This is a genomic window from Rhodococcus sp. PAMC28707, assembly GCF_004795915.1.
Taxonomy (GTDB): domain Bacteria; phylum Actinomycetota; class Actinomycetes; order Mycobacteriales; family Mycobacteriaceae; genus Rhodococcoides.
In genome coordinates, this window is sequence record NZ_CP039253.1 from 1,640,509 (window position 1) to 1,662,651 (window position 22,143).

16 protein-coding genes are annotated in these 22,143 nt (G+C 64.4%); 8 read left to right on the forward strand and 8 right to left on the reverse strand.

Annotated elements, in window-relative coordinates; translation table 11 throughout:
• Positions 1-69 precede the first annotated feature (69 nt).
• A complete protein-coding gene (locus E5720_RS07425) occupies positions 70-705 on the forward strand; it encodes a helix-turn-helix domain-containing protein (RefSeq protein WP_136170121.1) in 636 nt (211 codons plus the stop codon).
• A gap of 9 nt (positions 706-714) precedes the next feature.
• Here the strand turns inward: E5720_RS07425 and E5720_RS07430 are convergent, their stop codons facing one another.
• Complete coding sequence (locus E5720_RS07430) at positions 715-1,134, reverse strand: protein-tyrosine phosphatase family protein (RefSeq protein ID WP_136170122.1); 420 nt, start codon at positions 1,132-1,134, stop codon at positions 715-717.
• A 5-nt stretch (positions 1,135-1,139) separates the two neighbouring features.
• On the reverse strand, positions 1,140-2,603 hold the full coding sequence (locus E5720_RS07435; protein WP_136170123.1) for an NAD(P)/FAD-dependent oxidoreductase: 1,464 nt from the start codon (positions 2,601-2,603) through the stop codon (positions 1,140-1,142).
• A gap of 91 nt (positions 2,604-2,694) precedes the next feature.
• Between E5720_RS07435 and E5720_RS07440 the strand changes: the two genes are divergently transcribed.
• On the forward strand, positions 2,695-3,285 hold the full coding sequence (locus E5720_RS07440) for a TetR/AcrR family transcriptional regulator (protein ID WP_136170124.1): 591 nt from the start codon (positions 2,695-2,697) through the stop codon (positions 3,283-3,285).
• Positions 3,286-3,354: 69 nt separating this feature from the next.
• Here the strand turns inward: E5720_RS07440 and dmpG are convergent, their stop codons facing one another.
• Both dmpG and E5720_RS07450 read right to left on the reverse strand, forming a co-directional pair.
• Positions 3,355-4,389, reverse strand: coding sequence for a 4-hydroxy-2-oxovalerate aldolase (dmpG, locus tag E5720_RS07445; RefSeq protein ID WP_136170125.1), 1,035 nt, complete (start codon positions 4,387-4,389; stop codon positions 3,355-3,357).
• Positions 4,386-5,330: an acetaldehyde dehydrogenase (acetylating) gene (locus tag E5720_RS07450; protein ID WP_136170126.1), complete on the reverse strand. Its 945-nt coding sequence runs from the start codon at positions 5,328-5,330 to the stop codon at positions 4,386-4,388. Before E5720_RS07450 ends, dmpG begins: the two co-directional genes overlap by 4 nt.
• Before the next feature lie 76 nt (positions 5,331-5,406).
• Here E5720_RS07450 and E5720_RS07455 point away from each other — a divergent pair, with 76 nt between their 5' ends.
• The 6 genes from E5720_RS07455 to E5720_RS07475 all read left to right on the forward strand — a co-directional run bounded on the left by E5720_RS07455 (position 5,407) and on the right by E5720_RS07475 (position 8,838).
• Complete coding sequence (locus E5720_RS07455) at positions 5,407-6,162, forward strand: IclR family transcriptional regulator (protein ID WP_136170127.1); 756 nt, start codon at positions 5,407-5,409, stop codon at positions 6,160-6,162.
• Positions 6,163-6,244: 82 nt separating this feature from the next.
• On the forward strand, positions 6,245-6,676 hold the full coding sequence (locus E5720_RS07460; RefSeq protein WP_136170128.1) for a PPOX class F420-dependent oxidoreductase: 432 nt from the start codon (positions 6,245-6,247) through the stop codon (positions 6,674-6,676).
• Positions 6,677-6,841: 165 nt separating this feature from the next.
• A complete protein-coding gene (locus tag E5720_RS07465) occupies positions 6,842-7,231 on the forward strand; it encodes an STAS domain-containing protein (RefSeq protein WP_136170129.1) in 390 nt (129 codons plus the stop codon).
• A gap of 34 nt (positions 7,232-7,265) precedes the next feature.
• The gene (locus tag E5720_RS21605; protein ID WP_168708295.1) at positions 7,266-7,415 is read left to right on the forward strand and encodes a hypothetical protein; all 150 of its coding nucleotides are present in this window, start codon (positions 7,266-7,268) and stop codon (positions 7,413-7,415) included.
• A gap of 68 nt (positions 7,416-7,483) precedes the next feature.
• Positions 7,484-8,272, forward strand: a complete 789-nt coding sequence (locus tag E5720_RS07470) for a MerR family transcriptional regulator (protein WP_247596213.1) — start codon at positions 7,484-7,486, stop codon at positions 8,270-8,272.
• Entirely contained in the window at positions 8,269-8,838 is a 570-nt protein-coding gene (locus E5720_RS07475) for a hypothetical protein (protein ID WP_136170131.1), read from the forward strand. Before E5720_RS07470 ends, E5720_RS07475 begins: the two co-directional genes overlap by 4 nt.
• Before the next feature lie 93 nt (positions 8,839-8,931).
• On the opposite strand, the gene E5720_RS07480 is transcribed toward E5720_RS07475, so the two are convergent.
• The 4 genes from E5720_RS07480 to E5720_RS07495 form a co-directional block, all read right to left on the reverse strand.
• On the reverse strand, positions 8,932-9,594 hold the full coding sequence (locus E5720_RS07480; RefSeq protein WP_247596214.1) for a S1 family peptidase: 663 nt from the start codon (positions 9,592-9,594) through the stop codon (positions 8,932-8,934).
• Positions 9,595-9,602: 8 nt separating this feature from the next.
• Complete coding sequence (locus E5720_RS07485) at positions 9,603-11,111, reverse strand: polysaccharide biosynthesis tyrosine autokinase (protein ID WP_136170132.1); 1,509 nt, start codon at positions 11,109-11,111, stop codon at positions 9,603-9,605.
• A gap of 63 nt (positions 11,112-11,174) precedes the next feature.
• Entirely contained in the window at positions 11,175-12,080 is a 906-nt protein-coding gene (locus tag E5720_RS07490; protein WP_136170133.1) for a cyclopropane mycolic acid synthase family methyltransferase, read from the reverse strand.
• The gene (locus E5720_RS07495; RefSeq protein ID WP_247596215.1) at positions 12,077-22,024 is read right to left on the reverse strand and encodes a non-ribosomal peptide synthetase; all 9,948 of its coding nucleotides are present in this window, start codon (positions 22,022-22,024) and stop codon (positions 12,077-12,079) included. Before E5720_RS07495 ends, E5720_RS07490 begins: the two co-directional genes overlap by 4 nt.
• Between the last annotated feature and the right edge of the window lie 119 nt (positions 22,025-22,143).

The following is a 22,143-nucleotide window of genomic DNA, read 5'->3' on the forward strand; positions in this document are numbered from 1 at the left end:
CAGCATGACAGTGACTGTCAATTCGATATTCGCTGGTAAGTTGAAGTGGGAACGACAAGGAGGTGGCCAGTGGCCGTACATCAGACCGGTCCTGCCATCAGCGCCGTCCCCGACCTGCGCGAAAGACGGCGTAGGGAAACCCGACGTGAGATATCGGAGGCTGCCCTGGACTTGTTCGAACTCCACGGTGCTGCATCGACGACGGTGGACGACATCGCCCGTCGAGCCGGGGTGTCGCCAAGTACCTTCTTCCGGTCATTTGCAAACAAAGAGGAATCGGTATTGATTGCCGATATCGAGTTCGAGGCCGAGTTCACCGAATGGCTCGAGTCTTCGGCATCGGAGCGCGTCACACTCGCCGCGATCGAGAACATCTACGAACGCTCTGTCGTTCGATTCGTCACGGCGTCCGAGGACAGCACTGAACGATTGCTGCGGGTTCGACGACTCGTCCTGTCGGACGCTCAGGTGCGATCCGCTGCCTACGCCGCCGACGCGGTGATGCTGGCCTGTCTGACCGAGAAGGTGTCGACGAAACTGAACGTACCTTCCACCGCTCGCCTACTCATCGAGACGGCTGCATTGACCCTCCGAATCGCGGTCGACCGCTGGGCGGAAGTGGTCGACGGCGGTGACGAGTCCGCCGATCTCGTCACTGTTTATCGCGCAGTTCGGTCCGATCTTCGGCGCCTGGTTCGCGACTGACACCCAGCGTCACCGCCAACGTGCGACGAACTTTCGCTGCCAAGGAGTTTCGACGGCCCGGTGTGAGTAGTGATCACGCACGTATCGGACGGCGTCGACGTTCGGGATTCCGTCGAGCACGACGGCACATGCGAGCGCCGTCCCCGTTCGGCCGTAACCGCCGCCGCAGGCAATCTCGACCCGCTCGTTCTCCGCTCTGCGGAGTGCTTCTTCGAGCGCTGCAGCACACTGTGTTCGGTCGAGCGGTAGCCAGAAGTCGGGCCATCGAACCCACCGGCTCGGCCAATCGAACGGTCTCGGATCACGACCCGTCAGGTAGATACCGAACTCGGGTTGTGGTCCGACCGGCAGCGCTGTGCGCAGCCCCCTCCCCCGAATCAGGCGTCCCGACGGCAGTGGCATGACTCCGGCTGTGTCCTCGTCCCACATCGGATCTACCTGGTGAACTCGTATGCGGCGGGGTCGGCGGTGCGCAGGCGTCGCCGCATGGTGTCGGTCGACCAGGGCCAGCTGAAGCTGTTGGTGCCGGTTTTGTCGATGAAGTAGCTGGTGCAGCCGCCGATGTTGTAGACGGTGGTGGCCAGGGCGTGCGTTCGGTCGTCGTTGTAGGTCTGTTCGGCGTCGGCGCGGGTGTCGAATACTTCCGCGCCGACCTCGCGGGTGGTGCGCACGAGCGATCGGATCAGTCCCAGCTGCGTTTCGGTGACGGTGAAGGCGGACGCCAGGGTCCCCAGTCCCGGGCCAAGGAGAATCGCGAAGTTGGGGAAGCCGTGGGTGGTGGTTCCGAGGTAGGCCTTGGGGCTGCCGCGCCAATGTTCGCTCAAGCTCAGCCCGGCTGCGTCGAATACTTGTTCTGCCAGAGGCATATCGGTGATGTGGAAGCCGGTACCGTAGATGATGATGTCGGCCGGCACTTCGATCCCGTCGGTCCCGATGACTCCGGTTTCGGTGAGGCGGGTGACGCCGCTCGGGCGCACTGTGACGTCGGCGCGGTCGAGTGTCGGATACCAGGTGTTGGCGAACAGTGGACGTTTACATCCGAAAACATACGTAGGCGTAACGATTTCGCGAAGCTCGGTGTCGCCGATCTGACGTTTGATCTGCCACCGGCCGATGACGTGGGCTATTTTCATGGCTCTGCTGTGCCGAGTTCCGAACGCGACGAGTTCGAGGATGCGGTAGATGACGGCACGCTGAATGCGAGAAACTGCGGGACTGTGGCGCAGTAGCCAACGGAATGCTGTGGGCTGCCGGTAGTTCGGCTTCGGGAGTACCCACTGCGGCGTGCGCTGGTAGATCGTCACGTGTTCGGCGGCGTCGACGATCTCGGGCACGAATTGCACTGCGGATGCGCCGGTTCCGATGACCACGATGCGTTTGCCGGTCAGGTCGACGTCGTGCCGCCAGCGTGCGGAGTGGAAGGTGACTCCGCCGAAGTCGGCTGCCCCGGGGAGATCGGGAACGGACGGTGTGCTCCATGGTCCGGCTGCGCCGATCGCGAGAGTTGCTGTTACATCCCCGGTGTCGGTTCGGATCTTCCACTTGCCGTTCGCGTCGTCCCAGTGCGCACCGAGGAAGGTGACGCCGAACCGCACGGAGTCGCGGACGCCCCAGCGGTCGGCGGTGGCGACGAGGTAGCGCTGAATTTCCTGTTGGTTTGCATAGAGTTTCGACCAGTCGGCGTTGTGCGCATCGGTGTACGAGTAGATCGGCGACGGCACGTCGCATTCGCATCCGGGGTAGGTGTTCTCGCGCCAGGTGCCTCCGAACTCGGCGGCGCGTTCGATGATCAGAATGTTCTGCACGCCCTCCTCATGCAGCGCTCGGTAGGCGGCGATGCCGGACATACCTGCGCCGACGATGACGGCGTCGTACACACCGTCGAGAGTGTGGGTCATTTGCATGCGCTCCTCAGCTTCGAGACGGTTCAAGTACCATGAGCATTGAAATACCATTGGTATCCGAAAGTCAATCGAAGGAGGCTGCGGCATGGCGCGACTGACCCGCGAGGAGTCTCGGGAAAGAACGCGGGCGGCCCTGCTGGACGTCGCAACCGAGCACTTCCTCGACCGTGGCTACGCGGATACCTCCGTAGACCGGATCGCGGAGGAAGCCGGATACTCGAAGGGCGCCGTGTATTCGAACTTCGGCGGAAAAGACGAGCTCTGCCGCGACGTCATTCGCGGGATCCGCGCACACAAGCTGACCGAAGCTGTTCAACTCTCGGGAAACATCACCAGCATCGACACGTTCGAGTCGGCCGTTCGTCAGTGGTGCGAGCACGCCTTCGGCGACCGCCGGTGGGCGCTACTGGAAATGGAGTTCGGCGCCCGTGGCCGCGTCAGTCCTGTGATCGAGGAAGAGATCAGGGAGTCCAACCGCCAGCTTCGCGCCGCAGCGGCGTACATGCTGGCAGACTTCGCTCGCAGACTCGACGTCGAGTTGGCGGACACTCCCGAGAAGTCTGCCGACATCGTCGTGGGCCTTTGCCTGGGGATCGGGGTTCAACGAGCCTTCGATCCCGACATCTCGATCGAGGACCTCGTACACACGATCGTCAGGCACGTGATCACCACCTGACCGAAAAAGCAGAAACCCCGGGTACGGTCCCTGTCGTAGCAGACCACACCCGGGGTACTTGTTGCGTGACTACTTGCGAGCGGCAGCCAAATCCAGTGCGATATCGGTGATCAGGTCTTCCTGACCGCCGACGAGTCCACGTTCGCCGACGGCGAGCAGGATCGCGCGGGTGTCGAGTCCGTACTGCTTGGCAGCGGACTCGGCGTGGCGCAGGAAGCTCGAGTAGACGCCCGCGTAGCCGAGGGTCAACGTCTCGCGGTCGACCTGGACCGGCCGGTCCTGCAACGGACGCACGATGTCGTCTGCAGCATCCTGCAAGCCGAACAGATCGCAGCCGTGCTTCCAGCCGTTCAGATCTGCGACGGCGACGAACGGCTCGATCGGGCAGTTGCCTGCACCGGCGCCGTGACCGGCGAGCGAAGCGTCGACACGCATGACGCCTTCCTCAACCGCCACAACCGAGTTCGCTACCGACAGCGACAGGTTCTGGTGGGCGTGGATGCCGATCTGGGTTTCCGGGTCGAGGACGTCGCGGTATGCGCGCACTCGCTGGCGTACACCGTCCATCGTCAGACGGCCACCGGAGTCGGTGACGTAAACGCAATGCGCGCCATAGGATTCCATCAGCTTGGCCTGCTCGGCGAGCTTCGCCGGCTCAGCGAGATGCGACATCATCAGGAAGCCGGACACGTCCATGCCCAGTTCGCGTGCCTTGCCGATGTGCTGTGCCGACACGTCGGCCTCGGTGCAGTGTGTCGCAACGCGGACGGAGGTGACTCCGAGCTTGAATGCATGCTCGAGTTCCTTCACCGTGCCCACGCCTGGCAGCAGCAGCGTCGTCAGCTTTGCGCGATGGACAACCTCGGCGGCGGCCTCGATCCATTCCCAGTCGGTGTTGCTGCCCGGCCCGTAGGTGAGGCTGTGGCCGGCGAGACCGTCACCGTGGGTGACCTCGATGGCGTCGACGCCTGCACTGTCCAGGGCGCTTGCGATCCGGGCGACGTTTTCCGGGGTGATCCGGTGACGCATCGCGTGCATCCCGTCGCGCAGCGTCACATCTTGGATGTAGAGCGCGGCGCCGTCGATGGCGTTGGGGCGAGTCATCGTGCAGCCTCCAGAGTCTTGTTCTCAGCCAGCTTCTCCGCGACCTGAAGAGCAGCGGAGGTCATGATGTCCAGATTTCCCGCGTATGCGGGCAGGTAATGAGCGGCGCCTTCGACCTCGAGGAACACCGACACCTTCCACAGGCCCGGGCCCTTTTCGACGCCACCGGTGAGGGTCGCGACGGATTCTGCGTCGTCGAGCTGAGTGAACTGGACTTCCTGCTTGAGCCGGTAGCCGGGCACATAGGCCGAAACCTTCGCGACCATGTCCAGGATCGACTGACGGATCTTGTCCTGATCGGGGTTCGATACCAGTGCCAGCACCGTGTCGCGCATGATCAGCGGCGGCTCGGCGGGGTTGAGGACGATGATCGCCTTGCCGTGTGCAGCTCCGCCGACCTTCTCGATTGCTTCCGAGGTGGTTTCGGTGAACTCGTCGATGTTCGCTCGCGTGCCGGGTCCGGCGGACTTCGACGCGATCGAGGCGACGATCTCCGCGTAGTGCACGTCCGTGACCGAGGAAATCGCGGCGACGATCGGGATGGTCGCCTGTCCGCCACACGTCACCATGTTCACGATGGGTGCGTCGAGGTGCTCGTCGAGGTTGACTGCGGGCACCACGAACGGGCCGATTGCTGCCGGCGTCAGGTCGATCAGGCGCTTACCGTAGGGCCGCAGTGCTGCCTCGTTGGCGACGTGTGCCTGGGCGGACGTGGAGTCGAAGATGATTTCGATCTCGGCGAACTCGGGGTGATCGATCAATCCCTGCACGCCCGAGTCGACGGTGGAGACTCCCAACCGCCTGGCGCGAGCCAGTCCGTCGGAATTAGGGTCGATGCCGACCAATACGGCAATTTCGACGTTCTTGGCGATCCTTTTCAACTTGATCACCAGGTCGGTACCGATGTTGCCCGATCCGATGACCGCAACTTTCGTGCTCATATACTGCCCGCCTTCGCGTGTCCGATGTTGGTGTAGACGTTATCCACGCTCCTCGCCGGTGCATAGGATCTGTCCCATGGAACGGGACAGTTCGTCATTGTTGGAAAGGTCGGCTCTGGTGCTGGACTCGTTTCCCGGCGGAACGGCACTCACTCTCGCCGAGGTCTGCGCTCGGACCGGTCTACCCAGGTCCACCACCCACCGCGTGCTGGTGAGCCTGGCGAATCTCGGCTGGCTCACGCGCACCGGGAGCAAGTTCGAGCTCGGTATGGCGTTGTTCGAACTCGGCGAGCGTGTTGCCATCAAGCACAGTCTTCGATCGGCGGCGCTCCCGTTCATGCAGGACCTCTTCGCCGTGACCGAGCAGACCGTTCACCTCGCCGTCCGAGATCGGTTCGACGCGGTCTACGTCGAGAAGATTCACGGCCGCTCGGCGATGCCGTTTCCTTCGCACACCGGCGGACGGTTGCCGTTGACATGTACGGCGGTGGGTAAGGCGTTGCTCGCTTCCGAGGATCCGGACGTGGTGGCAGAGGTGCTTGCCCAGCCGCTTCGGCGGTGTACTCCGAATTCGATTACCGACCCCAAAAGGCTTGCCCTCGAGATAGATTCGGTGCGACGAACCGGGGTCGCATCCGAGCGCGAAGAGTCCGCGATCGGTGGATGTTGCGTGGCAGCACCTGTCACGATGGCAGGCAAACCGGTTGCAGCACTGTCGGTGTCCGTACCCAAGGCGCAGTTCAGGCCCGAGCTGCTCGCCCCTGCGGTGCGTACGGCCGCACTGTCCCTGAGTCGAGTACTCTCCCGTGGGTCGACCGTTCGGGAAAGCTGAAGCGCGCTGCAGCTCGGCGGTCTACGCTCGAAGCATCGATAAGTCCAAACCAGATAAGTCCACACCAGATGGGGGTTCGTTCATGACCGAAGCGCAGTTCGATCCGCACGAACTCCTCGCGTCGAGCAGGCTCGGGGTACTGGCCACGATCAAGTCCGACGGTCGGCCACAGCTGTCGCCGGTCACGCCGTTCTACGATCGGGCGTCCGGTGTAATGCGCATCTCGGTGACGGATGGTCGCGCCAAGACCAACAATCTGCGCCGCGATGCGCGAGCAACGCTGGAGGTGACGAGTTCGGACGGACGGTCGTGGGCGACTGCCGAGGGCACCGCAACGTTGGTTGGCCCGGGAACCGATCCGCACGGCGAAGAGGTGGACGCCTTGGTCGACTACTACCGAGCTGCCTCCGGTGAGCATCCGGATTGGAAGGAGTACCGCGCGACGATGGTCTCCGACCGTCGAGTTCTCCTCGTCGTCGACGTCGAGCGTGTGTACGGACAGTCCATCGGCTGACCGGAAACTCCGGATGTCGGCGCATTTCAGTCGCCACGAACAGCACGTCGTTACCGGTTCGTTATATCTCGGTTGCTGTATCGTGACTGCGAGGTTCCAGCGTAGAGATCTTGCCCTGACAGGCTTGTGCAGAGCACGCACAACGTCGAGGGAAGGTGCCGAAAGATGACTGTTACCGACATCGCCCGCCTGGTATTCAAAGAACGCGACTCCGATTCGATAGTTCAGGATGCGCGGTACGCGATCGAAGTGGAGTCCTACTCGCCCTCTTACGCCGTACTTCGAGTGTCCGGCGATCTCGACATGTCATCGCGAACCGCTTTGACCCACAACCTCGCCCGGCTCACCGCGTCGGGCGCGGATGTCCTGATCGACCTGTCCGCGGTGTCGTTCATGTACTCCGGTGCGGTCAGTGCTGTCATCACTTCTGCATTGGCGTCCGACAGCAGTGTGCGTGTCTTCGCACCTACCCGCCCGGCACGAATGGTCATCGAATCATTAGGCGCTGCTGCACTTCTCGTCGACCATCTGCCGTCACCAGCAGTCCCCCGATAGACAGTCACACTCAAGCGAACAGGAGCGAGCCAACATGGCAGATCACGATCTCCCCCGCACCCTCGACATCGGTAGCGCCTCATCGAGCAACGAAGAGTCCCGGCCGACGTCGTTCCTCCAGATGTTCGTCGACGCCGACCGATCCCGCCCGTCCTCGAATCGCTCACAGCACCGGATCTTGTAGCGCGCCCTCAGGGATTGCGGCCGCGGAACCCTTGACCTTGACGCAGCGTCATAGTTGACACTGAGTGCGTGAGAATCAGTCAGTTGGCGGATGCCGCCGAGACCACCCCACGGACCGTGCGGCACTACCACCGACTGGGGTTGATGAAGGAACCCCCGCGACTACCGAATGGCTACCGCGAGTACCGCCTCGACGACCTGATCCGATTGATGAGGATTCGATGGCTCGCCGACGCCGGGGTACCGCTCGGGTCCGTGGAGTCGGTGCTGTCGGTCAGTGTCGGCCGCGAGGACAAGAGTGACGCCGTCGCGGATCTGACTGCCTTGATCGCCGGGATCGAAGCTGAACAGGCCAAGCTCGCCGCCCGACATGCCCGACTGGTCGTGATGCTCGAACGTGCCGAATCGGGAACTGAGTTGTCTGCACTCCCAGCCGATCTCGCCGAAGCTCTCGACAGCGCGATCGACAACTCCACAGATTCGGGTTTGGCCGCAAGCCTTCGACGTGAACGCGACATGCTCGAATTGCTTGCCATATCGGGTCGCGCACCGGATGACTTGCTGTCCTCGTATGTATCCATGCTTGCTGACGACACACGCCGAAGCAGCTATCTGACGGCAATGTCGGAATGGACCCGGTTGGAGGGACGTGATCCTGCGTCGGCGGAAGTCGAGATCGATCATGTTGCCCAGAGCCTGATTTCGCTCTACCCCGACGGGTTCGCGGGAGCGCCGGAGGATTCATCCGATAACCGCCCGGCGATGACACTCGAGGACATCATTGAAGACCCTGCGCAGCGGGAGGTCGTCGCTCGAGTTCAACGACGGTGGACAGCCGTACCGCATGAGGATCGATGATGCGCGCTTACTTGTCGTTATGGAGGTGGGTTCGGGGACGCACCGATGTTCCGCAGCACGGGCTTGCGCTCGTTGCACACCAGGGCACCCTCGCGATACCCACCGCTTTCGGAGTGGCAACCCTTGTCGAACTAGTGGTCCTACACCTGGTCCTGCCGTGGCCATGGCTCCGGCTACTTCTCGCGGTCGTGTCCATCTGGTCTTTGGTGGCGCTGTTGGGATCGATAGCAATTCATCGTGTGCATCCGCACTACGTAACCGACACACGCCTCGTGTTGCGTCAGTCGGGGTCTACGGTTCTCTCACTGTGCCGCAACGACATTGCTTCCGTCGTATTGGTTCGCCGATTCTCCGAGACCACACCGACCATTCGCGACGGGCGCCTATTTCTCCCCAACGCGAATGGCACCTCGGTCGACGTCACGCTCCGCGGCCAGGTCGACGCACAGCTGCCTGCGCTCATCCCCAAGTATCGACAGGCCGGTTCGGTCGGACAGATCAGTCTCTGTCTCGACCACTCGGCGGACTTCGTAGCCCTGATGAAGGCCGAGGTACCCCGCAGGTGAGCGTGGTGTTCCAATTGCGCCTTCTACGGGCGGAATCCCGCGCATATCGGGCGCAACTGGAACACCATGCCCAGCACCACATGTACTGCGGGCTCAGGAACCGATGGGCCGGAAGCCTGCGCCTGTTCCGCCGCGCGCACCGAGCATGTTCACCGAGTCGATAGCCGAGGCGTAGACCGTGGGGCTCAGTAGGGGCACTCCATCGGCGTGGCTGGCGATGCCGACGAGGGTTGTCCCGCTGACCAGCGCGCTTCCTGAGTCCGCCCACACTGTCGTGGTATCGGTGACGAGGTCTGACCCGCGAACTTCCCGGATGGTGCCGCAGGTGACGCCGCTGGCTACGCCGGATTTGCAGACGAGTTGGCCCGGGACTGCTCGTCCGATGCCGGTGACGGTGACGCCGCCTACCGAGGACACCGGGATCACTTTTGCGGGGTCGAGTGCGATGACTCCGTAGTCGGGACCCCAGTGCGAGGCGACGGTAGTCCCGACCGGCCCGGCACCGGGATTACCGATGAGCGTCACCGGCAAGCCGGGCGAGAGGATGCAGTGTCCCGCCGTCAGGCCGACGAGGGTTCCCGACGCGTCGTATCCGACTGCAGCGAAGGAGCATGCGGTCAGGTCGTCCAGGCCGCCGGTGGTGACGTATCCCGTCCCCGGCCCGACGATCGCCCCTGGCGCTGCGAGGGCGCTCGGCCCGACGAATGCTCCTGTGCCGAACGCGATGGCCGCAGCAGCCACCGCTCCTGCGGCCATCGCACGTCTCATTCTCGGTGCCGCCGGCCCGAAGTGACGGTGGCGGGAGCCGAGACTTCGGCCTTCTGCGTCGAGACGGGCACACTTGGCCCTTCGGGTGCTGACCACTGCGCAGAGACTGTTCCCGGAGTGACTGGGCTCGGTGTCTGGCGTGCGATGGTCTTGTCGGTCTCGTAGTAGTACGAGTAGCCGTCGCCGCCCTTGCGGGTGAGGGGCATCATCGTGAAGACCGCGCCGAGAACGTGGGCGCCGATGGTCTCGAGATTACCGACGGCCCGGGACACTTCGCTTTCGCTGGTGTGACCGAAGCGGGCGACGATCAGCGCGCCGTCACTGTGTGTGGTGAGCAGTGCGGAGTCGGTGACCGGCAGAAGTGGTGCACCGTCGATGATCACGTAGTCGAAGCTCTTACGCAGTTCTTCGATGACGCGGCGTGAAGCTTCCGATCCGAGCAGTTCCGACGGGTTCGGCGGCAATGGTCCCGATGCGAGGACGTCGAGTCCCTCGTAGCTGCTGGGCTGGAGGACATCGGAGATGTCTGCTTGCCCGGCGAGGACGGTCGACAGGCCGACCGAGCCGATGAGCCCGAGGTACTTCGACACGCGGGGGCGTCGTAGATCGCCTTCGACGAGGACGACGCGGTGGCCTGCTTCGGCGAGCGCGAGTGCGAGGTTGACCGCGACGGTCGTCTTGCCCTCGGCGGGTACCGCACTGGTGACGACGATGACGCGTGGCGGATGATCGACCTCGAGGAACTGCAGGTTGGTACGAAGTTCACGGAAGCCTTCGGCGCTCACCGAGTGTGTTGCCCCGAAGGAGACGATCGAGGATTCTTTGAATGCCTTGTCGTAGGGGATGGTGCCGACAAGTGCTGTGTTGGCGGCAGCTTCGAGCTTCTTGCGAGTCTTGATGGTGTTGTCGAGCCGATCACGAAGGACTGCAAGCGCGATACCGAGGAGCAGACCCACTGCGGCTCCGAGGGCGAGGTTACGGGTCGTCTTCGGGCTGATCGGTGAAGCAGATTCTTGAGCTTGCTCGACCACTCGGACGCTCGAGGCAGGCGCACCGCCGTCTTCGGGAGTTTCGAGCTCACGGACGAGGACTGTCAGCTGGTTGCCGAGTGAGTTCGCGATATCGCGTGCGGTTCCGGGGTTGGTGTCCACGACGCACGGATCGAGCAGAACGGTGTCGGGGGTCGACGTGGCGGTGACCTTGGCCGCCAACTCGGCAGGTGTGATGCCGGTCAAGCCGAGTTCGTCGATTGTGCGGGCTGCCAACGTTTCACCCTTGACGAGCTCGGAGTACGACGCAACGCGCTGCTGCGCGAAGAGGTTGCCCTGATAGCTTTCGCTCACTGTCGACCCACCGGAGGTGGAGACGAAGACTCGACTGCACGACTGGTAAGTCGGCGTGGTGAGAAGTGAGGCCGCTAGTGCGCCCAGGATGGCGACGGCAACGGTGACGACGATGATCATCCACCGCGTTCGCAGGATCTGGAGGTAGTCCTGGATTTCCACTTGGCTCCCTAATATTTTCGGTCGAGCTATAAATTTTATGGCTTCATGTCTTGGTACGCAGGCTCACTCGGTTCGTACGGGCACCACTTCCGGCGCAAGAGTGAATTGCACGACGTCGATGCGCCCGTCCTTGAAGCGGGATGAGCATCCGGTGAGGTAGTGGATGTACCTGTCGTAGTTCTCTTCCGACGACAGGGCGATGGCGTGCGGTCGTGCGGCGACGAGCCGCTCGGTCCATTCGTCCAGTGTGCGTGCGTAGTGCGGTCCGAGCGCATGCTCGCGCTCCACGCTGAATCCGGCCTCGGTGGACTTCTTGGTCACCATGTCCGACAACGCCAACTGTCCGCCAGGAAATATCTCGCGCATGATGAAACGCACGAAGTGTGCGTCGTCGCGGGTGAACTCCACACCGCTGGCGATGACTTCCGCGAGCGGACGCATCACGATGGTGTGCAGCAGCATCCGGCCGTCGGCGGGTAGGACCGAGCGGCACTTGTCGAAGAACGCCGAATATCGCTGACGCCGAAAGTGTTCGAATGCGCCGATGCTGACGATGCGGTCGACGGGCTCGTCGAACTCTTCCCAGCCCTGCAAACGGATGTCCACCGTGCGCTCACTCGACAGGTCCGTCACAGTTTTACGCGCGTGGTCGTATTGGTTCCGACTCAACGTCAAACCGATGACGTCGACGTCGTACTTCTCGACGGCACGCTTGGCCAACGAGCCCCAACCGCATCCGACGTCGAGCAGTCGCATCCCGGGCTGCAAGTCCAGCTTGTCCAGCGCGAGATCGATTTTCGCCAGTTGTGCTTGCTCGAGCGTCATATCTTCGTGCTCGAAGTATGCACAGCTGTAGGTCATGCTCGGGTCGAGGAACAGCTCGAAGAACTCGTCGGACAGGTCGTAATGTGCCTGCACATTGTCGACATAAGGCTCGAGCTTCTTGACAGTGCTGGATCGGTTCGTCACGCCACGCCTTCCGCGACCGAGGTGGTGCCGATTGCTCGGCCTATGGTGTGGGCGCTTGCTTCACCCAGCAGGTCTTCGTGTTCAGCATCGATGCGGACGACCGAGAGATGGCCGCCGACGTACTGTTCCCATTGCTGCGAACCGTGTGATCCACGGGCCGCAAAGTACACGACGTCACCGTCGTATATTCGGGGTCGGTGTGCTGCCACCCACCGCGGAGCTGCCACTACCGGGGCATACATTCTGCGGAGATGGTCGCTGGTAAGGAATCCGAGTTCGCTTCGTGTGTAACGCAATTGCGTCACGATATCCTCGAACGAGGACCCGGTGACTCCCAGTTGGCGCGCCAGATCCTCGACACCGAAGTCGACGGCATCGGCAGGGACGTCGGTAGGCACGCTCAGCTGCGGGTCGAGCAGTGCGAGTGACGCGACTTCCTCCCCCGAGCTCTGCAGGACGGTCGCGACGGCATGCGCGATCACTCCACCGAGGGACCACCCGAGTAGGTGGTAGGGGCCGGTGGGCTGAACTGCGCGGATCTCCCGCACGTATCGGGCCGCGAACGCGTCGATCGAGGCAGGCGAGGGTTCACCGCTGGCGATGCCGGGAACCTGGAGTCCGTAGAGCGGTCGGTCGGTGACCGAGAGCAAGGACAGGTAGCTCCACGCGATGCCGATGGCGGGGTGGATGCAGAACAGTGGCTCTCGTTCGCCTTCGACCCGCAGTGGCAGTACGACATCGAAGACGTCGTCGCCGGCGTCGCCGAGCCCGTCCAGCTTCGCCGCCAACGACGCCGCTGTCGGGTGCGTCAACAGCCAGCTGACCGGAACCGGCCGTCCGAGTTCGTCGCCGAGGTTGTCGATCACGCGCACCACCGACAGTGAGTGTCCGCCGAGGTCGAAGAAGTTGTCGTCGACGCCGATACGGTCGGCGTCGATCTCGAGAACCTCCGCGAACGAGGCCCGTACGCTCCACTCCAGCGGCGTCGACGGCGCAAGATGCACGACGGTCGCCAGCGTGGGCTCGGGTAGTGCTCGCGCGTCGACCTTTCCGGAGATCGACATCGGCAGTGTGTCCACAACGGTGACCGAACTGGGAACCATGTAGGCCGGGATTGTGCGCGTGAGGAATTCGCGGACTACGCCGGCATCGGTGTCACCGGCAATGTAGGCCGCTAACGAGTGATCGTGCCCGACCACACAGGCCTGTTCGACGTCGGGATGCCGCAGCAGTGCAGCTTCCACCTCCGCGAGTTCGACGCGATGGCCACGGATCTTGACCTGCGAGTCGACGCGTCCGAGGTACTCGAGTTCGCGTGCGTTCCGGTGCTCCACCCACCGGACGAGGTCGCCGGTTCGGTAGAGGCGCTTGCTCTTGTCGCCCAGCATGTTCGGTACGAAGCGGCTCGCGGTGAGTCCGGGCTGGGACAGGTACCCTTCGGCCAGCCCTGGGCCGCCGAGGTACAGCTCGCCCACCACGTTGTCCGGTACGGGCCGCAGCCGTGCGTCGAGAACGACGGCGTCGAACCCGCGCACCGGTCCGCCGATGGTCACCGCGGCGGGGTTTTTCAGTGCGGGCGTACAGGTTCCCATGACCGTGGCCTCGGTCGGTCCGTAGGCGTTGAACACGGTGCTGCTGTGCGACCAGCGTTGCACCAGTTCGGCATTGGCTGCTTCGCCGGCCATGATGACGACGTCGACGGTCGGTGTCGCTGCCGGGTCGGTGATCTGCAGGACGGTCGGGGTCAGGCACACGTGTGTGACGGCGGTGCTGGTGATGAACGTTTCGAGTTCACGGCCCGCATAGACCTCGGCGGGCACGACGACCACGGCAGCGCCGACGCCGAAGGCGAGGAGCATTTCGAAGATCGAGGCGTCGAAACCTGGGGACGCGAACTGCAGTACTCGAGATTCGGTCTCGACTCCGAACGTATCGCGTTGGCTTTGCACCAGATCCGCGATGCCTCGGTGTGTCACCCGCACGCCCTTGGGGGCGCCCGTCGAACCCGAGGTGTAGATGACGTAGGCGGTGTCGTCGAGATACGCGGTGTCTTCGAAATATGCGGTGTCTTCGAAATACGAGCGAAGCAGGGCCGGCTCGGGGGAACTCGCCAGGCCGTCGACCGTCACCCATCGTCCTCCGACGGGAGCGAGGGCGGCCCTGGTGATGCCGGTGACGGGCTGGGCGTGTTCGAGGATTTCCTCGATGCGTGTGGCCGGATGGTTCGGGTCGATCGGCAGGTAGCCGGCACCGCTCTTGGCGACGGCCCACAGTGCCGCTACGAGATCGGCGGACCGCGGCAGCGCGACGGCAACCAGAGTTCCCGGCCCCGCACCTTCGGCGATGATGTTGTCCATCAGCACATTCGAGCGCCGGTCCAGTTCGGCGTACGTCAGTGATTCGCCGTTGTCGACGACGACTGTTGCGTCCGGCCAGGTCTCGGCGGCCCGGCGCACGAGGGTGCCGAGGGTGTAGCGGTCTTCGGCACCGTCGGTGTGCGAGACGACGTCCGGGCGGGCGGCGAGGAAGTCGAGGCTGCCGAGTTCGATGTCCGGGCGTGCCGCGACGAGTCGGAGTACCGATTCCAGGCGTTCGGCAAGGGCGATGCACACGGATCGTTCGAAGCGGTCGCCGGAGTAGCCGAGTTGTCCGCGCAATCCGTCGACGGTGTGCTCGATGACGAATTCGAGGTCGAACTGGTTCTCGGAGATGTCGATTCGCTGCGGTGATACTTCACCGGTGCCGAGTTCGAAGGTCGGGATCTCCAGCGCGCCGACGGCGAGGAGCACCTGGAACAGTGGGTGGGAGTCGATGGCTCTGGTTGGTTCCACGGCCTCGACGACCCAGTCGAAGGGGACGGCCGAGTGCGCGAATGCGTCGAGGTCGCGGTCGCGGACGTCGGTGACGAACTGCTCGAATGTCTTGTTCGGTGCCACGTCGGTTCGGAGCACGATGGTGCCGACGAACATGCCGACCAGGTCGTCGAGTGCGGGTTCGGAGCGTCCCGATACCGGGGTGCCGATGGCGATGTCGGTGGTGCCGCTGGCTTCGGCGAGCACGGCGGCCAACGCGGCGTGGATCACCACGAACAGTGTTGCGCCCACGCGGTTCGCGAGTCCGCGGAGGTCGGCGAGCGTGGCAGCGTCGAGTTCGAACGCGATGGGTGCCGGGTTCTGAAAGGGGTTCGGGGTGCCGGTCGGCAGCTCGAGGTAGTCAGGCAGCCCGGCGAGGGTGCGCCGCCAGTAGGCGAGCTGTTCGGCTGCGACCGAGTCCAGCACGTCCTGCTGCCACAGGCGGTAGTCGGCGTAATCGACTGTCAGCGTGGTGAACTCGGGTTGCACGCCGGCCTGTCTGGCGGCCAGAGCGGTGGAGACGTCACGCGCGAGCGGGGCGAGCGAGAGCCCGTCGACGGCGATGTGATGGGCGACGACCACCAACGCCATCTCGCCGCCGCTGCATACGCCGTCCTGTCCGACATCCTGAACGAGATTGTGTACGACGTTGAACCGCACGGGTGGCTCGACGGTCAGGTCGAATCCGGTTTCGGCGAGCAGTTTCGCGTCGGCGTGGCGATCGTCGATCGAGGAGACGACGATCTCGGCGTCGAGCAGCATGGCGACCGGGCCGTCCGGGGTGGACGGGTAGACGGTGCGCAGCGGGAGGTGACGTTCGAGCACGTCGATGATCGCGGCCCGGAGAACTGCGAGGTCGGTGTCCGCGGGCAGCGGCAGTGCGAACGCAATGTTGTAGGCAGCAGAGCTGGGGTCGAAGCGATTCTGCAACCACACCCGTCGCTCGGCGGGAGAGAGGGCGCCGTGATCACGGGCCTGCGCCCGATGCGCGAGCGCGGGCGGGCTGATGTACGCCTCCGACAGCATGTCGATCGCCGCAGCGAGGGCGCGGGCGTTCGGCGCTTCGAACAGTGTCCGAACCGGAACGTGGGTGCCCAACGCGGCGCCGATGCGTGAGGTTGCGCGCGTGGCACTCAGCGAATCACCGCCGAGCACGAAGAAATTGGCGTCCGCGGACGGATCGACGACGTCGAGGGCGTCGGCGAAGATTCCGAGGATGACTTCCTCGGCGAGCGTTCGGGCTGCCGAGAGGTCTCCGGCTGCCGGGGCAGGCGCGACCAGTGCGGAGAGGTCGACTTTGCCGTTGGCGGTGACGGGGATGCGATCGACTGCGACGATCACGGCCGGCACCATCGACAGCGGAAGCCGTTCCAACATCCAGGGCGTGAGTTCGCGCTCGTCGGCGCCGACCGCCCAGGCGACCCAGGCCACGATTCGGCCGTCGCGGACGTCGGCGACCGCGCCCTGGACCGAAGGATGTGCGGTGAGGGCGGATTCGATGTCGCCGAGTTCGACGCGCACCCCACGCAATTGGACTTGGGAGTCGCCGCGTCCACGGTAGTCGAGGACGCCGGACTCCTGGCGGAGTACGAGATCGCCTGTCCGATAGAGCCGCTGGCCACCGGGGCCTGCGACGAAGCGTTCCGCGGTCAGTGCGGGGCGGGCACGGTATCCGCGCGCAATCGAGATGCCACCGAGGTACAGCTCGCCGACGCCACCGACCGGGACCGGCTGTAGGCGGGTGTCGAGCACGAGTGCATACACGTGCGGCAGCGGTGTGCCGATGGTGATGCGGTCTCCGGCGTCGAGTGGGTCGGTCAGCGTGGCGACGATGGTGGCCTCGGAAGGGCCGTACGCGTTGAGCATTCGCCGTCCGGGTGCCCAGGCGTCGACCACTGCGCTTCCGAGTACGTCTCCGCCGACGGCCACGGTGGTGACACCGGCAACCGGGGGGACGGTCGCGAGCACGGCGGGTGTGGACAGGTAGTGGGTGACGGAGTGGGCGGTGAGGAACCGGCCCATCTCGTCCCCGTCGAGTATCCCGGTGGGTGCGATGACCATGGTGGCGCCTGCTCCGAAAGCCAGCACCAATTCCAGCACGGCGGCGTCGAAGTTCGTCGAGTACCCGTGCAGCACCCGCGAGGAAGCGGTGACGTCGTAGCGCGAAACTACTTGCTGCGCCAGTGCATACACAGCCGCATGCGTCACCGTCACAGGCTTCGGCATCCCGGTGGATCCCGAGGTATGGACGACGTAGGCGGGGTGGGCAGGGAGTAGCGTCGCAGCGCGGTCGGCGTCGACCAGGGGGCTGTCGTCGAAAGCCTCGGCGGCCGATTCATCAAGCCACAGCACGCCCGCTTCGACACCGCCGAAGCCCAGGTGGGTGCCGGTGAGGATCTGCTCGCGTCGCAGCGCCGGGTAGCTCGGATCGACCGGCAGGAACGCAGCGCCGGACTTCACCACTGCCCACAGGGCCACGATGTACTCCGCGGATCGTGCGAGCGAGAGTGCCACAGTGGTCTCCGGTACAGCACCTCGGTCGATCAGCAGGCGCGCCATCCGGTTGGATCGGCTGTCCAGTTCGCGGTAGGTCAGCGTCGATTCACCGTCCAGTGCACTGTGATCGGGAGTCTCGATTGCCAGCACATCCAGCAGAGTTCCCGTTGCAACATGGTCGGGTTGCGCAGGGCGAGAGCCGAGTTCGATATCTCCCACCACGACGGCGGGGTTCTCCACGACTGCTTCGAGGATGCTGACGAATGCTGCGGCGAAGCGCTCGACGGTCGCCCGGTCGTACAGGTCTTTCGCGTATTCGATGTCGCCCGCGATGCCGTCGGTGGTTTCGGTGACGACGACGTTGAGGTCGAATTCGGAGGTGTGGGTGGAGATGGGCAACACAGTGACCGGGAGGTCCTCGATCGACTGGTGGCGGGCATTGTCGAATGCCAGCATCACTTGGAACAGTGGGTGGCGGTCGAGGGATCGATCCGTACTCAGTGCGTCGACGATCCGCTCGAACGGCAGGTCGGAGTGGGCGAACGCGTCGAGATCTGCGTGCCGAACACTCTCGAGGAGTTCGGTGAAGGTGCCGTCGCGGTCCACCTCGACCGCCAACGGCACGGTGCCGACGAACATTCCGACCATGTCGTCGAGCGCTGCGTGCCCGCGACCGGCCGAGGGTGAACCCAGGACGGTGCGGTCGCAATCGCTGAAGCGACTCAGAGTCAGGGCAAGTGCGGCATGGACGACCATGAACGTCGTCGCGTTCTCACCGAGCGCGAGAGCGCGAATCTGGGCGTGTACTTCGGTGCCGATCGCGACGGGGACGCCTGCTGTCTGCATCGACTGCACGGCCGGGCGCGGACGATCGGTCGGCAGCCCCGCACTGGGCCGATCCAGAGCATCGAGTGCGGTTGTCCAATAACGCAATTGACCTTCCGCGGCGGCGTCGACGACAGCTCTGTTCCACACCGCGTACTGGCTGTACTGGGCTTGCAGTCGCGGCCATGTGGGGGCATGCCCGGCGGTGCGTGCGGCGTACGCGACGGTGAAGTCGCGGACGAGAGGATCGATCGACCACCCGTCGACCGAGATGTGATGCATGACGATGACGACAACCGTCGCCTCGGGCGAACCCTCGTGCGAGGAGACGGCGAGTAGCGAGGCGCGGATGGGGACCTCGGCAGCGACGTCGAAACCCTTCGATGCCAGTTCGGCGATCGCGTTTTCGAGTTCGCCGGGTCCTACTTCGCTGGTGCGGATCTCGGGCAGAACACCTGCCGTGGGCAGCACTACCTGGCGTGGGCCGTTGCCGTCGTCGGGGAAGTAGGTGCGCAGCGACTCGTGCCGTTCGAGCACGTCACGCAGCGCAGCGATGACGAGGCTCGGGTCTCCACCCGAAGGCAACTGCACGGCCACCGGCATGTTGTATGCGGGCGAGGCCGAATCGAACTGGTTGAGGAACCACATCCGCTGCTGCGAGTAGGACAGCGGCACCCGCTCGGGCATCACGGTGTCGAGCAGATCGAGCGAATCTCGCTGATCGAGCGCCGAATCGATGGCAACCGCGATCGCGGCGACGGTCGGTGCGTCGAACAGGACGGGCAGCGTGACCGCGGAGCCGAGCCTGGCCACGACTCGTGTGGCGCTCAGGGAGTCACCACCGAGCTCGAAGAACGAGTGGGTGCGGCCGACGGTCGGTACGTCCAGCACCTCGGCGAACACGGCGGCGACGGCGCGTTCGGTATCGGTCTGCGGGGCAACGTATTCGGTGATCGTCGTCGGTGCCGGGTCTGGTAGTGCCCGGCGGTCGAGCTTGCCGCTCACCGAGAGGGGTAACGCATCGAGTTCGACGATGCGGTCCGGAACCATCCACGCCGGAAGCGCGCCGCGCAGGTGCGCACTCAAGTCTGCGGTCTCGCCGACGACATACGCGACGAGGTGGTCTTCACGAACGTCGACGGCAACGGCGTCGACACCCGCCAGTTGCAGTGCGACCGATTCGATTTCGCCGAGTTCGACCCGACGGCCGTGTAGCTGGAGCTGCTGATCGGCGCGGCCCAGGTATTCGAGTGACGTACCGGAAATTGACCATCGCACCAGATCTCCTGTGCGATAGAGCCTTCGACTGGGCGCAGCCGGATCGGCCACGAAACGGCTCGCGGTGACGCCGGGTTGCCCGTCGTATCCTCGCGCGAGAGAGTCACCGCCGAGATAGAGCTCGCCGATGCCGCCGTACGGGGCGGGGCGCAACCGGCTGTCGAGTACGAGCGCGCGGACTCCGGGCAGCGGGCCACCGATGGTGATCCGTTTTCCGACGGTCATGGGTGCGGAGAGCGTAGCGAGGACGGTTGCCTCGGTCGGGCCGTAGGCGTCGAGCATGTCGGGGCCGGCGTCGGCGAACCGGTCGCGTAGCGCGGGCGGGCATGCTTCACCGCCGACGTCGAATACCTCGAGGCCTTTGATGTCCAAAGGATCGAGCGTCGCGAGGACAGTCGGAGAGGTAATGAGGTGCGTGATGCGTTCTTCGGCCAGGAGGTCGGCGAGCGCCGGGCCCGCGTACACGTCGGCGGGTGCGATGACCAGCGTGGCACCGGCAGCGAAAGCGCCCAGGATTTCCTGGATGGACGCGTCGAACACCGGCGACGCCAGGTGCAGTACCCGCGAGTCCGGTGAGACCGAGTATCGATCCACCACCGCTGTGGCGAGCTGCGCGAGCCCGCGATGACCGACGCTGACGGCCTTGGGCTTTCCGGTCGAACCGGAGGTATGGATGACATACGCCTCGTTGTCGAGGTGAACCCGGCGAGCCTGAAAGGGCAGGGGTTCGGCGTCGAGGAGGTCTTCGATGGCCAGCCACTCGACTGTGCCGGGGAGCGTGCCGAGCAGTGCGCGCTCGGTGATGCCGACGCGCACTCCGGTGCTGCCGAGCATGGAGGTCAACCGGTCGGTCGGATCGTGCGGATCGACGGGCACGAACGATGCGCCCGCCACCGATACCGACCACAGCGCCAGTACGGAGTGCATCGAGCGGTCCAGCGCGATCGCGATCCGCGTCTCGGGTGAGGTAAGGAAAGGCGAAAGCTGTCCCGCGATATGCTCTGCACGAGAGATGAATTCGACGCCCGTGAGCTCCTGCCCGGCGTAGCGGACAACGCCGGACTCCCGGAGCAACTCGGGCAGCAGAACAGGCGGCGGCCCCTGCGAGTCCTCGGCGAGCAGCGCTTTCTCTTCGGCGCGCGAGAGCACGGTCAGGTCCGCGAGCGGCGACCCGTCCGGTGCCGCGAGAACGGTACGCAGCAGCTCGAGGAACCGCTGATGGTGTGTGCTCAGTTCCTCGGTGCTATAGATCGCGGGGTTACCGAGGAAGTCGACGCGGGTGCTGGCGCCGGCGACCCCTGGGTAGACGTTGACCATCATGTCGTCGATCGGACCACTGGAGAGCACACGATATTCGCCGATGACGTCGCCGAGCCTGATTGTGCTGTCGTACATCATGATGTTCACGGTCGGACCGAAAGCTCCGCGGCCGGCGGAGGTACTGCCCTCGAACCCGCCGTCGGTTTCACGCTGCATGTCCTCGACGCGGAACCGCTGATGCCGCAGCGCGCCGGTGAGCTCGACCTGGATGCGACGCAGTAGTTCCTCGATGGTGACGTCCGGGTCCACGCCGATGCGCAGCGGCACGATGTTGGACATCATCCCGGAGGAGTCGCGCAGTTTGGTGGTCGCGCGGCCCGAGACGGGGAGGCTGAGCATGACGTCGTCGGTACCGGTCATCCGCGCGAGGTACAACGCGAACGTCGCGAGCACGACCGGGACGTCGGAAGAGTTGTAGCGCTGGGCGAGCGCGGCCATTGCGCCGGTGAGCGCGTCGTCGAGCACTGCGCCGACGCTGATCGAGACGGCGCTGGGCGCCGCCGCACCGGAATGCGAGGTGCCTGCAAGACGTGGCGCATCGGCGTGACCGGCGAGCCGGCCGACCCAGTATTCGCGGTCGGCTTCATAGCGCGTGGAACCGACGTAGGCGGTTTCGTAGTCGTAGATCGCCCGGACACCGACGGCGCGGGTCTTGGGGACGTCGGCGCCGGTCAGCAGGGCCGTGTACGCGGCGGCGGTACGCTCCTGAACGGAGATTGCACCCAAGCCGTCCATGACCACGTGGTGGGCTCGGCTGTACCAGAAATAATGTGCGTCGCCGACCTGCATGATCTCCGAGGCGATCAGCTGATCGCGGACCAAGTCGACGGGCTTTCGGTATTGCTCGTCCATGTAGCGGTGGGCGTAGCCGACGGGGTCGCTCTCCTCGCGAAGGTCGCGGTAGATCATGGCGTAGGGAACGTTGAGGTCGAACCATTGATACGGCTGCCCGTCGTCTTCACCCAAGCGCACGCCAGGCGATTCGAGCTCGCGGCAGGCGATGTCGGTTGCCCGGATCAATGTGGCGGGGTCGATCTCGCCACGGATCTCGACGAACTGGGCGATGGTGAACGGAACCCCCGGCGCCAGCTTCTGGGCGAAGTAGATATTGAGCTGGGCGGGCGACAGCGGGAACAAGTCGATCCCGCTGGGGGCACCTTTCACTGACGACACTTCGGCTACCCCTCCTCACAGTCCTTTGCGCCGGCGGCACAATCTTCACTCCGGAAGAACGTTGCTGAAGCAACGTCGATCAGTAGCGCCCAATTACAAACTAGTGGACCGGAGGTATT

Excerpts from the sequence above, each read along its gene's own strand:
- E5720_RS07450 (WP_136170126.1), bottom strand. The coding sequence starts at position 5,330 with ATGAGCACGAAAGTTGCGGTCATCGGATCGGGCAACATCGGTACCGAC.
- E5720_RS07460 (WP_136170128.1), top strand. The coding sequence starts at position 6,245 with ATGACCGAAGCGCAGTTCGATCCGCACGAACTCCTCGCGTCGAGCAGG.
- E5720_RS07480 (WP_247596214.1), bottom strand. The coding sequence starts at position 9,594 with ATGGCCGCAGGAGCGGTGGCTGCTGCGGCCATCGCGTTCGGCACAGGA.
- E5720_RS07440 (WP_136170124.1), top strand. The coding sequence starts at position 2,695 with ATGGCGCGACTGACCCGCGAGGAGTCTCGGGAAAGAACGCGGGCGGCC.
- E5720_RS07435 (WP_136170123.1), bottom strand. The coding sequence starts at position 2,603 with ATGACCCACACTCTCGACGGTGTGTACGACGCCGTCATCGTCGGCGCA.
- E5720_RS07430 (WP_136170122.1), bottom strand. The coding sequence starts at position 1,134 with ATGTGGGACGAGGACACAGCCGGAGTCATGCCACTGCCGTCGGGACGC.
- E5720_RS21605 (WP_168708295.1), top strand. The coding sequence starts at position 7,266 with ATGGCAGATCACGATCTCCCCCGCACCCTCGACATCGGTAGCGCCTCA.
- E5720_RS07455 (WP_136170127.1), top strand. The coding sequence starts at position 5,407 with ATGGAACGGGACAGTTCGTCATTGTTGGAAAGGTCGGCTCTGGTGCTG.
- dmpG (WP_136170125.1), bottom strand. The coding sequence starts at position 4,389 with ATGACTCGCCCCAACGCCATCGACGGCGCCGCGCTCTACATCCAAGAT.
- E5720_RS07465 (WP_136170129.1), top strand. The coding sequence starts at position 6,842 with ATGACTGTTACCGACATCGCCCGCCTGGTATTCAAAGAACGCGACTCC.
- E5720_RS07475 (WP_136170131.1), top strand. The coding sequence starts at position 8,269 with ATGATGCGCGCTTACTTGTCGTTATGGAGGTGGGTTCGGGGACGCACC.